The following is a 12,704-nucleotide window of genomic DNA, read 5'->3' on the forward strand; positions in this document are numbered from 1 at the left end:
ACTGGGTAATGAGGAACAAGTAATGAGTATTGAAAAAATCTTAGCATCGGCACCCGTAGTGCCAGTGGTTGTAATCGAAAAATTAGAAGATGCAGCACCACTTGCAAGAGCGTTATATAACGGTGGCTTAAAAGCCTTAGAAATAACACTACGTACACCTATTGCTGCAGAAGCTGTAAAGCTGATGAAAGCAGAAGTACCTGAAGCCTATGTAGGTACTGGTACGGTAGTAGATAAAGCAAGTTTTGATCTTTCGGTTGCCGCAGGTGCAGATTTTATGGTGAGTCCAGGTGTGAGCGATGAGCTTATTGCTTTGGCTAAAACATCAGATATACCATTTTTACCAGGCGCTGCAACTGCAAGTGAAGTTATGCAACTTGCGTCGCATGGTTTTAAGTATTTAAAATTCTTCCCTGCAGAAGCAGCAGGCGGAACAGCAATGCTTAAATCAATTGGTGGCCCATTACCACATATTACTTTTTGCCCAACTGGCGGCATTAGCCTAGCAACTGCACCGAACTATTTAGCGCTTAACAACGTTATTTGTGTTGGTGGTACGTGGATGCTAGATAAACAACTAATTGAAAATAAAGACTGGCAAGCAATTGAAGCGCTTGCTCGCCAAGCAAGTGAACTTAAATAGGAGTCTAAAATGATTAATGTAGCAATTAACGGTTACGGCCGTATCGGTAGAAATGTTTTACGTGCACTTTATGAGTCAGCTCAAAACAGCGAAATTAAAATTGTAGCAATTAACGATTTAGCACCAGCTAACGTTAATGCACATTTAACGCAGTATGACTCAGTTCATGGTCAATTTTCTAAAAAAGTAACACTTGAAAATAACACCATGTTAATTGACGATGACGTAATTACGTTAACGCAAGAACGCGACCCTGCAAATTTACCGTGGAAAGCACTAAACGTCGATATCGTTTTAGAATGTACTGGTTTTTTCACTAAACGTGATGACGCAGCTAAGCACATTACAGCGGGTGCTAAAAAAGTAATCGTTTCTGCTCCAGGTAAAGATATGGATGCAACAGTGGTTCATGGTGTAAACAGCGATGTAATCAACGCTGATAGCCAAATCATCTCAAATGCATCGTGTACTACTAACTGTTTAGCACCACTTGCAAAAGCAATTAACGACACAGTAGGTATTGAAAAGGGGAGTATGACAACGATTCATTCTTATACGAATGATCAAAACCTATCTGACGTATACCACCCAGATCTATACCGTGCTCGTAGTGCAACTCAATCTATGATCCCAACTAAAACAGGTGCTGCGGCAGCTGTTGGTTTAGTATTACCAGAACTTGCTGGTAAATTAGACGGTATGTCGGTACGTGTACCAACAATCAACGTATCTTTAGTTGATTTTACGTTTATTACTAAGCGCGATACGACCGCAGAAGAAATCAATGCAATCATGAAAGAAGCGTCAACGGGTTCAATGAAAGATATTTTACAATATAATGAGCTTCCGCTTGTTTCTATCGACTTTAACCATAACCCAGCGTCATCTATCTTTGATGCAACGCAAACTAAAGCCGATGGCAATCTAGTTAAAGTAATGGCTTGGTACGACAACGAATGGGGTTTCTCAAACCGCATGTTAGACCAAGTTAAAGCATTAGGTGCGTTTTTATAATACAGCCCTAATGATGTAAAGTTTTAGCTTTATCCAACCAAGCCACGCATTGCGTGGCTTTTTTGCGTTTGGTTTATCTGTATATTTGCAACTCAGATTATGGAGGGAACTATTTGTATTTTTTATACCCTAAATTTTGTTAATATGTGGGTGTGTAAATCAATGGAATTTCGTTGTATTTAATCAACTCAACGAAGCAAGGAATAATAAAAATGATCAGAGCTTTATCACGAAAGGTATTTCGCACAAATCATCTTCAGATAGGTGAGGGCAACATAAGTGGCTACATAGCCTGCTTTTTAGCAATACTGAGTTGCCTAGGCGTATTAGCGTTTCACTTTCCTGAATACTTAACCACACCAGAACTACGCAAAAGCTACAGTGTCGACTTTTTACGTCAGCTTATGTTTGCATCATTATTGGTCTCGGGTAGTTTAGGGCTACTTAACTTTGTACGTAATACCAATAAGCGTTTAGGGGCTACAGCGTGGTTTTTTATTTTACTCGCTATTATGTTTGGCGGACCAAACGTTGAGGTAAATGAGTTTGCTAGCGACACACCTTACATAGGGCTCGATTGGTTTATTTTAGACTTACTCGGCTCAACACTCATATTTATTGTTATTGAAAAGCTGCTACCGCATCGGAAAGATCAAAAAATATTGCGTAGTGAATGGCGAGGTGATTTAAACCACTTTTTTGTAAATCATTTAATTATTGGTTTTGTATTACTTGTTACTAACCATTTTGTACATTATGGCTTTGGTTGGGCTGTATCATCTACAGTACAAGGTTATATAGAGCAAGCACCATTTGTAGTGCAGTTGTTTTTAATAATACTTGTGGCCGATTTAATGCAGTATTGGGTGCATCGTGCTTATCACGAAGTCCCTTTATTATGGCGCTTTCATGGCGTACATCACAGCGCCAAAGAAATGGATTGGTTAGCGGGCTCTCGCCAACATATTCTTGAAATACTGGTTACTCGCAGCTTAGTGCTCACGCCCATATTTGTACTTGGATTTTCACAGCAAATAATTAGTTTGTACGTCATTATTGTGGGTTTACAGGCTGTGTTTAATCATGCAAATGTACGCGTTAGATTTGGTTGGCTAAAATATTTTATGGTTACACCGCAGTTTCACCATTGGCATCATGCGTCAGATAAAGCCGCGATTGACCATAATTACGCTGCGCATTTTTCGTTTTTAGATTATGCGTTTGGTACAGCTGTTAAAGGCCAAAAAGAGTGGCCAGAAGCATATGGTGTAGTCGGGGATTACATGCCGGTAGGTATGCTAAAACAACAGGTTTATCCGTTTAAGCGCACTAAATAAATTCGAATGATCGAATAAATACACAATACAAACTAACAGGGTGCAACGTGTTACACGTTGCACCCTGTTAGAATTTATTTAATTAATGCTGAGTTATATATTTAGCTCTTCTAATAACTCAGTAAATGTAGGCCTTTGATTTAATAAAGGTTGCATAGCACGTTTTGCCATATCGGACATTTTAACAAATAGCTCGCTTTGTCTATCATCGCCGGTTACCGTGCTTAATAAGTCTTCAATTAAACAGCCCAAAGCGCTTACTTCTATCAGCTCTAGTTGCTTTTGTTGATACTCACTTAGCATTGTTAAATTAGTTGCAGCACCAAAGTCACCAAACAGAACGTCATGGTTTTGGTTAACCATAGTATTATGTGCATAAATGTCGCCGTGACTTACTTTACGAACATGCAAGTGATGCAGTGTACTTACCATTTGCTGTGCAATTTTTAAAATAGCTTCAATTGAGTAATGGCAATCATTATTAAAGGTATCACGCGTACAGGTTTCAAGGCTTGGAGGCAGGCCTAAATTAGCAAAGCTTTTATCTATTAGCTCCATTGCTAAACCTAACTGATCACTTTGTTCTATGTAGGCAAGTACTTTAATTAAATTAGCGTGATCGCCTGCTTGTAAGCAGCAATTTACTTCATCAAGCGGGTAGCCGTCGCTGGTAATTGCACCTTTAAATAATTTAATCGCTACAGCGCTATCAGCAGCTTGTGCTAAATGAATAACGCCCGATGCACCTTGGCCAATAACATGACTAAGTGTGTAATCGCTAAGAGGTTTATTTTCTAAGCTGCATTTTGTAAGGCACTGAGCTTTATTAAAATAGTTACCGGCAAACGCAAGCCAAGCAAGTTTAGGCAATTCAAACAGCCAGTCGTCTACGTGTGTTAAGTTATTAGCAGAGAGCCTAACAAGCTCGAGGTTTTTACACTGCGCCATGCTACTTGGTAGTTGCTTAAGTTTATTGCCCGCAAGCGCGAGCTTCTTAAGCTGTGTAAATTGGCCAAAGGTTTGCGGAAGCTCAGTAATATTATTGTCGGTAAGTATGAGCCATTCAATATTTTTTGGTAAACAATAATCGCCAAACTCAGTTATTTTACAGCCCTTAAATGCAACCATTATCAGAGCAGGGCATTTAGCTAAAACCGCAGGAATATGTTTAAACTGATTAAACGATAAAAATACTCGCTTAAGGCGTGCTAAACAGGCAAATTCATCAGGTAGTGTTGATAAATTATTATTTGATAAATCGAGTACTTCAAGCGTGTCAGCTAAGCTAAAAATTTCTTCAGGGAATGTGTTTATCTCTTCTACTAATTGCAGGCGAGTAGCACCAACAAGTTTGCCACTTTTAAGCTCCGTAAGATTATTCATATATTTATACCACGTTCTAAAATGAAAAAGCCAACATAGCTGTTGGCTTAAAGTCGTTCTAACTTAGTTAACTAATTTTAGAATTGCGCGTTATGGTAAACGTTTTGTACGTCGTCGCAATCTTCTAGCATGGCTAAAAAGCGTTCCATAACTTCTACGTCTTCGCCTTCAATAGGCGTTTCAATTTGTGGCACAAAGCTAATTAGGTCTTCGTCAAATTCAGTCACGCCCATTTCTTCAAGCGCTGTACGTGTGTTGTTGTACTCTGTGTGAGGAGCAAAAACAGTAACTTTACCATCATCAACTTCTACGTCAGTTACATCAACATCAGCCATCATTAGTGCTTCAAGTACTGCTTCGTCGTCATCACCGTCAAATACAAAAATAGCAAGGTGATCAAATAAATGAGAAACAGAGTTTTGAGCGCCAATTTTAGCATTTGCTTTAGTAAAACAAACACGTACATCAGCAAAGGTACGCTTGTTGTTATCTGTTAAACAGTCAACAATAATCATACAATTACCAGGGCCGTAACCTTCGTAACGTGTTGCTGAGTAGTCTTCGCCGCCGCCACCTTTTGCTTTGTCGATTGCGCGGTCAATAACGTGTGCTGGTACTTGGTCTTTTTTAGCGCGTTCAATTAAACGACGTAATGATAAGTTACCATCTGGGTCTACACCGCCGTTTTTAGCACAAATATAAATTTCTTTGCCGTACTTAGAATAAACTTTAGTTTTAGCACCCGCAGTCTTAGCCATTGAATCTTTTTTGTTTTGGTAAGCTCTTCCCATCTGCGTTTCGCCTTAATATATGTAAATAATAGAATAAAATTATAATGCGTATTCTAAAGGTAAATGCATTCAAGGGCTAGTAAGTATTAAAGCCGATTAAAACTGTAGCGTTTAAAGTCCATCTAAAGTCCATCTAAAGTGCATTTTAGTGAGGAGATTATCGAGGGATTTTGACGTTGGAATTATATCTATTATTGTAAATTTAACTCAATAAAAAAGGCAACCTGTATAACAGGTTGCCTTACTAAGTAATAAAAAGTAAGTATTACTTACCAAATACGTACACGTTCATCTTCAGGAAGGTATAACTCATCGCCTGGTTTTACATCAAACGCTTTGTACCATGCATCGTGGTTACGCGGCGCTTGTGCTCTAAAGCGACCTGGGGCATGTGTGCCACCACGCAGTTGGTTAAGCATGCTTTGCTCAGTACGTTTTTCTTTCCATACTTGTGCCCACGCAAGGAAGAAACGTTGATCGCCAGTAACGCCGTCAATAACAGGCGCTTCTTTACCATTTAAACTTAGCTTGTAAGCGTGATAAGCCATCGACAAACCACCCACATCACCAATATTTTCGCCAAGGCTATTTCGACCATTAACAAAATTACCTTCAATTGGCTCGTATTTACTGTACTGCGCAGCCAGTTGATCGGCTTTTTTGTCAAATGCAGCGCGGTCAGCATCCGTCCACCAATTACGTTGCACACCGTTTTCATCTGATTTTGAACCTTGATCGTCAAACCCATGACCCATTTCGTGTCCAATTACAGCGCCAATACCGCCATAGTTTACAGCCGGATCGGCATTTGGATCGAAAAATGGCGGTTGTAGTATCGCAGCCGGAAATACAATTTCATTAAACGAGCTATTGTAGTAAGCGTTTACGCGTTGTGGCGTCATGCCCCAGCGGTTACGATCTGTTTTTTGTAGCTCTTTTTCAACACTTTCTGCGTGGAAAAATTCACGCATGTTTTTCACATTACCAATCAAATCGTTTTTAGTAATGCTTAAACCTTCATAAGACTGCCAAACATCGGGGTAACCAATTTTTGGTACAAATGCAGCAAGCTTAGCGCGCGCATTTACTTTAGTTGCATCACCCATCCATTCTAGATTATCAATACGTTCACCAAGGGCTGTACGAAGGTTTTCAACCAGCTCTGACATTTGTTGTTTTGATGACTCAGGGAAGTAACGCGCTACGTATATTTTACCAATAGCAAAACCAAGCGAACTTGTGCCCGACATTTCACTTATTGCACGTTTCCAACGAGGGCGAGGCTCTTGCTGTCCGTTTAGTTCTTTACCAAAAAAAGCAAAGTTAGTATTAAATACTTCCTCTGATAGTAAACCTGCGTTACCGCTAATAGCGTGATACGTTAGGTAGTCTTTCCATACTGCAATATCTTCTTGATTGATTAGCTCAATCATCGCTTTTATTGGTTCAGGCTGAGATACATTTAACTGAGGTACTTTATAACCTGTTTGTGCAAAGTATAAATCCCAGTTAAAGCCAGGATAAGCAGTGCTTAAATCAGCACGTTCAACTTGGTTTAAGGTTAAATCGCGATTACGACGCTTTTCACGTGGCCAGTGACCTTGTGCAATTTTGGTTTCAAGATCAACAATTGCTTGAGCGCGCTCAACGGTATTTTCGACTCCTGTAAACTCAAGCATGTCAGCAATGTGAGCAACATAAGCTGCACGCGTTTTAACAAAGCGCTCAGCGTCTTCAAGGTAGTAAGAGCGATCTGGTAAGCCTAAACCACCAGCACCTAGTGACATTTCATATTTATTAGGGTCTAAGCGGTTAAACCACATGCCGCCACTCAAAGGGGCTTTATTACCGGTTAACCAAGACTTTCCAAACATTTCAGCTAAATCGTCAGTTGACGCTATATCACTAATTTCACTTAACAATGGCTTGATAGGCGCTACACCTAGTTTATTAAGTGTTTCGGTATCCATATACGCATTGTAAAAATCAGCAACGAGTTTTTCTTCTGCGTTTAAATCTTTACGTGCTGCTATTTCTTCAATAATAGCTTTAACATCGTCTTCACTGCGCTCAGCTAATCCTGAAAATGCTCCGTAGCGGGTTTTATCTGCAGGCATTACGTAGTTGTCATACCAAGTACCACTGGCATACATAAAAAAATCATCGCCTGGTTTAACGGCTTCGTTACGTGCTGTTAGGTCAACACCAAAACTACCTAACTCTGCTTTTTCTGTTACTGCTGCAGTGGCTACTTTAGGGTGTTGCTCGTCTGTTTTTGTTGTTTGCGGCTCTGAACAACCGGTAATAAATGTGGCAGCTAATGCTGCGGCAATTAAACTCTTTTTCATTACTTACTCCTGAGTATCACTGATTGAATTAAAGCAGCAGTGAATCATTTTTATTGTTACGAATATTTAACTTATCGATTGTTATTGATATTAATCATACAAACAAACCTTTTGAGGTGAATCACCACAGTGCTCGATAAAACTAATAAAGAAGAAAAGAGAAAGGTCGATAGGCGCTATAAAAGCTTTATTTAGCTCGAATACTTAAAAGTATCCGAGCTAAGAGGGGTTACACACTATTTATTTTTTATGCTGTAGTTCCCACATACGGGCATATTCTCCGGCGAGTGTGAGTAACTCATCGTGCTTACCTTGCTCAATAATTTGTCCGGATTTGAGCACAATAATGGTGTCTGCATCGGTAATAGTAGAAAGGCGATGAGCAATAACAATACTCGTATGGTTACTGGCAACTTCACGCATTGCTGCGAGTATTGCTTGCTCAGAATGAGAATCGAGTGCAGAAGTTGCTTCATCAAAAATTAAAATAGGGGACTTTTTCAAAATAGCGCGTGCAATGGCAATACGCTGTTTTTCGCCGCCTGATACTTTTAAACCGCGCTCGCCAACCAGTGTTTTATCGCCTTTATCAAGTGTTGCTATAAAGTCTTTTAAATGCGCCATAGCAATGGCCTCGTCAATTTCAGCATCGCTTGCTGATGGTCTGCCGTAAGCGATATTTTCACGAATAGTGGTGTTAAACAGCACCGTATCTTGTGGGACGATTGCAATGGCTTGTCGAAGGCTCTGAAGTGTTACGTTATTTATAGCTTGGTTATCAATACTAATTTCACCAGCGTTTGTATCATAAAAACGATAAAGCAGTCGCGCTAACGAACTTTTACCAGCACCACTGGCGCCAACGATGGCTACTTTACTGCCTGCTTTAACACTAAAGCTAAGATTATTAAGAATAGGGCGATGCACATCGTAACTAAAACTTACATTGTTAAATGTTATTTCACCTTGGCTAACATTTAGCTCTTTTGCATTAAGTGCATCGGTTATTTGTGGTTTTTTGTTAAGTAGCCCAAGCATGTTTTCAAGGTCGGTTAGCGCGCGTCTTATTTCGCGGTACACAAAGCCTAAAAAGTTAAGCGGTAAAAATAGCTGAATCATATATGCGTTAATCATCACAAGTTCACCAATAGAAAGTGTACCTGAAACTACTTCTGTTGAGCCCAACCACATTAACGTGGTAATAGCACAGGCAATAATAAGTGCTTGGCCTGAATTAAGGGCGAGCAACGACATTCTGTTTTTTAAACGGGCTTTTTCCCAGTTTGCTAAAAAGGTGTCATACGTTTTTGCTTCAAACTGCTCATTATTAAAATACTTTACAGTTTCATAATTAAGTAGGCTGTCTATGGCGCGGGTATTACTTTGATTGTCGGCAGCATTTGCTTCTCTAATAAATCGGTTTCTCCACTGGGTAACCACCACAGTAAAGGTAATATAAATAGCGACTGCCAGTAATGTAATAAGCGCAAACCAAACAGAAAACAACGTGCCAAAAATAATCGCAACGGTCAGTATTTCGAACAAAGTAGGCACAATGTTAAACATTAAAAAACGCATTAAAAAACTTAAGCCGCTCGTACCGCGCTCTATATCGCGGCTAATGCCACCGGTTTGCCTATCTAAATGAAAAGCCAGCTCAAGTGAGTGCAAATGCTTAAATACTTTTAAACCAATATCACGCATGGCGTGCTCGGTTACACGAGAAAATACAGCATCCCTTATCTCACCTAAAAATACACTGGCAAAACGCAGTGCACCGTACATCAATAACAATAAAGCGGGAATAACCAACAGTGGGTTAATCGACTTATCTACCGAGTCTATAATTTCTTTAAGTGCCCAAGGCATTAAAAGCGTGGCACCTTTTGCGCCTATAAGCGCCATAAGTGCAATAAAAACACGGCCTTTAAATTTTGTAAGGTAGGGCCACAGTGTTTTTACACTTTGGCGTAAATTCATGGCGTCTGGTCGTTTTTCACTGCTTTGTCTGGGGCGCATTCAGTATCTCAGAATTGGTATGTGGGTAGATAAAATCACTTATAAGTTAAGTAAACGCAGTAAATTGAAACAAGGGAAGATATTTTTTAGTTTTTTTGAATATTAATTTATAAGCATTAAAATGGAGTTACCAACTTAATGCTTTCTAAAATAGCAGTATATATTTTCCGGTAGAATATATCGCATATAACGTTTTCTGAAACCAGCTTTCCATAATGATTTGCTATAGGTTTGCTTAAACTTAATTGGGTTAAGAAACATTTTTAATGGATCGGACGTTTTAGCAAAATAACTTTCATGGCTATTTGCTCCGACATACTCAGAGTGTTTTAGATTACCAAAGTTTACGGATTCGCTATAAGTAGGGGTTTTTAATAGTCGAGATATAGGTTTTATAGCTGTTTCAGGAGCGATATTTATTTTTTTATAGTCCCTCTCAATAGCCATAAAATCAGAAATAAAGTCCATAGCCCCTTTTTGAAATTCGTTTATTGTATTTAGCTTATCATTAGAAAAGTCATTAGGTTCGAATATAGCTACTATGTCATCATTTTTTTTATCGAATTTAATTACAGAGCCGTGAGGTGCCGAAAAAATAAATTCGAGCATATGCACACCTTCCGATAACACTTGAAAATTATTTTTAGGTTCTGAAAAGTTACACATATAGCCAGACATCGGAAACCCTTTTTCAGAAAACTTCATTGCAGTTTGAAATGTGCCTAGGTAATAACCATGAATATCTATTTCATTATTTTCTAATAGCATTAGCTTATTTAGTGAATTCTGGATTGTCCCTTGCCATCCAATGTCAACAATCGCGACTTTTTTGGTATCCATAAACCCAATTTGATCTAGGTAAGTTAATAGGTTCTCTCTTTCGACCGCTGCATTACTACATATATCATCAACTAATAAATGAAAGAGTTTTGCTAATTTATCCTTATCGCTATCTGTTTCTATTGTATGATTTTGATCAGAAAAGCCTACTTTTTTTATTTTTTCAATATGTTTTTCCGCTTCTATATCAACTCTATCAAGGTAGTTTACGACGCTCAAATTAGGAACAAAATGACAAAGTACCTTTATCGAATATTCATCGATGCCATTGTATATAGTGGGGATGTTTATAGCTCGCCTTGATGCATACATATATTTACTAACAGGGGTTTTAATTCCTTGATTCATAAGGCTATACACTTTATGCATTATATAGCCGTCGCGCGCAAGGAAAAATATATGTTCTATTTCTTGATGTATTACCTGACTAGTAAGCCAGCGAGTTAAGCCAAAATATATTATTCCACAATAAACATAACCGAAGTCGTACCAAATATTTTCATTGTTATTATTTCTTTGGGTAAACGTTTTGTTGATGATAGTCGCAAAATAAATAGATTCTTCTATAGAGAGTTTTGAAGGGTATAGCTGCCTTAATCTTTTAAATGAATGATGGCTAAGCGCAAATTCACTGGTTTTTTTGTAATAATAAGGTTTGATGCCTTCTTTCATCGCGTTAATTACATCGGCGAAGTAATAATCGCCAATATGTAAAAGCTTAGATGGTTTACAGGATAGTTCTTTAAGTATATGTGGATATAATCCACCTTTAGACTTTGATTTACGAATTACAGAGGATAAAAATAATTGATGGAATTTTGTATAACCATTATCGTAAAGAATTTTTTTTATCACATATTCTGGTAAGTACATGTCTGAGGTGAAAATTACCTTTTTATCACTATCAATACAGTATTGATAAAAAGAGTGCATATATTCATTTTTAACACAAAATTTTAATTCTATTTCGATTTCTAGCGCTTTCAATGTATTTATTGTTTTGCTGTCTAGATCTTGTGTTTTTTGTATGTGTGCATATATTTCATCCAAGCCTATGGATTGGGTACCATCAAGCTCAGTTAGTATCTTTGTCGCTTCTGGTTCTGCTTTACTTCGGATACTTTTAAAATCTATGTCTAGCTTTTTATGTTCATCATTATATAAATTTTCAACTATTGTAAAAATATCAGCTGGTTCGAGGACTTTTCTGAGGATCACTGTATCGAAAATATCGAAAGAGACTATTTCACTGTTGTTTATTAGCTTTTTTAGGTCAGTGTCATTACTTAGGGTATTTATTAGCTTTAAGCTTTTATTGTAAAATTTTGCGACAATTTTACTAACTATGTTTTTTTTCATAATGACTTTCCCTGCCTTATTTACTATCCATAACATAATTAAGAAAATCAAAATTTAGCTATTTGTTTACATTTAATTATACTAATTTCGTATATCCGCTGCAACTTACGCATTTAATAGTACGAAGCATCATAGGTTACCTGTTATTTTACCAAAAAAAACCACTAAATGAATGTTAAATGAATAATAAAACTGCAAATATTAGATGGTGGGTAAGCCTAAATAATTACTCAATTTTCATTGGGTAAGGGGAAGGTATGTTGCCGAAGTAGTAGATTTAAACGTAACATATTTTGTAAATTAGATTTTCAAAAGAAAATTTAAATAATTCGCTCGATCTCAAGTAACTTTAGCGCTCTGAGGCGAAAGTAAAGCTATGGGGAAAGTTAAACTAAATACATAGCAGGCTATTGTATTTAAAATACTAGCCCTTATATACTACGAATCCCTTATTTTAGTTTTAAAACGTGAATGTTTAAATTTAGAGTGTTTTTAACTGCCTTTTTGCTACTTGCTGCACTTTTTAGTGTGCAGAGCAATGCTATGGGCGCCTCACAAAATTTAAATATCAATATTAGTACGCAGGTTTCGCTTACTGATATTGCCGATTTAACTAAAATACAGCCTATTAGTAAGTCTGTAGATACTTCGCAGCATAAAAAAACGCATCAAACCGATTTTGACGCGCACCAACCAAGGTTAACAGCCAATAATTCATCATTGTTTTTGCACACTGTTCAAAGTGAGCCAGAATACGATGTGGTTTTTGAATTTTTTGCTCAAAATCTTGTTAGGCATATATTCTTACGACCAAGAGCGATTAATCCTATACAGCCTTGGTATACGTTTGTAACTAATAGTAAAAAGTCGCGTTTGAGTGGCTGGAAAGACGTTAATTTACTCTACAAAGCTGTAACTACCTACCACGCTTAATTTTCCTTATTTAATTTTATTAGGTTTTAACTTTTAA

At 37.7% G+C, this 12,704-nt stretch carries 9 protein-coding genes; 4 read left to right on the top strand and 5 right to left on the bottom strand.

Translation table 11 applies throughout. The features are described from left to right. Nucleotides 1-22 precede the first annotated feature (22 nt). The 3 genes from eda to I6F47_RS11945 all read left to right on the top strand — a co-directional run bounded on the left by eda (nt 23) and on the right by I6F47_RS11945 (nt 2,994). Entirely contained in the window at nt 23-643 is a 621-nt protein-coding gene (eda, locus tag I6F47_RS11935; RefSeq protein WP_002959756.1) for a bifunctional 4-hydroxy-2-oxoglutarate aldolase/2-dehydro-3-deoxy-phosphogluconate aldolase, read from the top strand. Nucleotides 644-652: 9 nt separating this feature from the next. After that, entirely contained in the window at nt 653-1,657 is a 1,005-nt protein-coding gene (gene gap / locus I6F47_RS11940) for a type I glyceraldehyde-3-phosphate dehydrogenase (protein ID WP_007582622.1), read from the top strand. 212 nt (nt 1,658-1,869) lie between these two features. Continuing rightward, entirely contained in the window at nt 1,870-2,994 is a 1,125-nt protein-coding gene (locus I6F47_RS11945; RefSeq protein ID WP_197183919.1) for a sterol desaturase family protein, read from the top strand. A gap of 93 nt (nt 2,995-3,087) precedes the next feature. On the opposite strand, the gene I6F47_RS11950 is transcribed toward I6F47_RS11945, so the two are convergent. From I6F47_RS11950 to I6F47_RS11970, 5 genes are all read right to left on the bottom strand, one after another. Further along, nucleotides 3,088-4,377 (bottom strand): leucine-rich repeat-containing protein kinase family protein, encoded by a 1,290-nt coding sequence (locus tag I6F47_RS11950; protein ID WP_197183920.1) that lies wholly within the window; start codon nt 4,375-4,377, stop codon nt 3,088-3,090. A 77-nt stretch (nt 4,378-4,454) separates the two neighbouring features. Beyond that, nucleotides 4,455-5,168, bottom strand: a complete 714-nt coding sequence (locus I6F47_RS11955; RefSeq protein ID WP_010555049.1) for a YebC/PmpR family DNA-binding transcriptional regulator — start codon at nt 5,166-5,168, stop codon at nt 4,455-4,457. Between the two features lie 269 nt (nt 5,169-5,437). Beyond that, nucleotides 5,438-7,516, bottom strand: coding sequence for a M13 family metallopeptidase (locus I6F47_RS11960; protein ID WP_197183921.1), 2,079 nt, complete (start codon nt 7,514-7,516; stop codon nt 5,438-5,440). 240 nt (nt 7,517-7,756) lie between these two features. Continuing rightward, nucleotides 7,757-9,535: an ABCB family ABC transporter ATP-binding protein/permease gene (locus I6F47_RS11965; RefSeq protein ID WP_197183922.1), complete on the bottom strand. Its 1,779-nt coding sequence runs from the start codon at nt 9,533-9,535 to the stop codon at nt 7,757-7,759. A 135-nt stretch (nt 9,536-9,670) separates the two neighbouring features. Beyond that, nucleotides 9,671-11,734: an HAD family hydrolase gene (locus I6F47_RS11970; RefSeq protein ID WP_197183923.1), complete on the bottom strand. Its 2,064-nt coding sequence runs from the start codon at nt 11,732-11,734 to the stop codon at nt 9,671-9,673. Nucleotides 11,735-12,205: 471 nt separating this feature from the next. On the opposite strand from I6F47_RS11970, the gene I6F47_RS11975 reads away from it, so the two are divergent. After that, nucleotides 12,206-12,667 (top strand): hypothetical protein, encoded by a 462-nt coding sequence (locus tag I6F47_RS11975; protein WP_197110826.1) that lies wholly within the window; start codon nt 12,206-12,208, stop codon nt 12,665-12,667. The last annotated feature ends 37 nt before the right edge of the window (nt 12,668-12,704 follow it).

The organism is Pseudoalteromonas sp. NZS37 (assembly GCF_015864265.1).
In the GTDB taxonomy this organism is placed as follows: Bacteria; Pseudomonadota; Gammaproteobacteria; order Enterobacterales; family Alteromonadaceae; genus Pseudoalteromonas; species Pseudoalteromonas arctica.

What these genes read in the sequence shown, in the direction of transcription:
- I6F47_RS11960 (WP_197183921.1), bottom strand. Translation starts at nt 7,516, where the DNA reads ATGAAAAAGAGTTTAATTGCCGCAGCATTAGCTGCCACATTTATTACC.
- I6F47_RS11945 (WP_197183919.1), top strand. Translation starts at nt 1,870, where the DNA reads ATGATCAGAGCTTTATCACGAAAGGTATTTCGCACAAATCATCTTCAG.
- I6F47_RS11970 (WP_197183923.1), bottom strand. Translation starts at nt 11,734, where the DNA reads ATGAAAAAAAACATAGTTAGTAAAATTGTCGCAAAATTTTACAATAAA.
- I6F47_RS11975 (WP_197110826.1), top strand. Translation starts at nt 12,206, where the DNA reads ATGTTTAAATTTAGAGTGTTTTTAACTGCCTTTTTGCTACTTGCTGCA.
- gap (WP_007582622.1), top strand. Translation starts at nt 653, where the DNA reads ATGATTAATGTAGCAATTAACGGTTACGGCCGTATCGGTAGAAATGTT.
- I6F47_RS11965 (WP_197183922.1), bottom strand. Translation starts at nt 9,535, where the DNA reads ATGCGCCCCAGACAAAGCAGTGAAAAACGACCAGACGCCATGAATTTA.
- I6F47_RS11955 (WP_010555049.1), bottom strand. Translation starts at nt 5,168, where the DNA reads ATGGGAAGAGCTTACCAAAACAAAAAAGATTCAATGGCTAAGACTGCG.
- eda (WP_002959756.1), top strand. Translation starts at nt 23, where the DNA reads ATGAGTATTGAAAAAATCTTAGCATCGGCACCCGTAGTGCCAGTGGTT.
- I6F47_RS11950 (WP_197183920.1), bottom strand. Translation starts at nt 4,377, where the DNA reads ATGAATAATCTTACGGAGCTTAAAAGTGGCAAACTTGTTGGTGCTACT.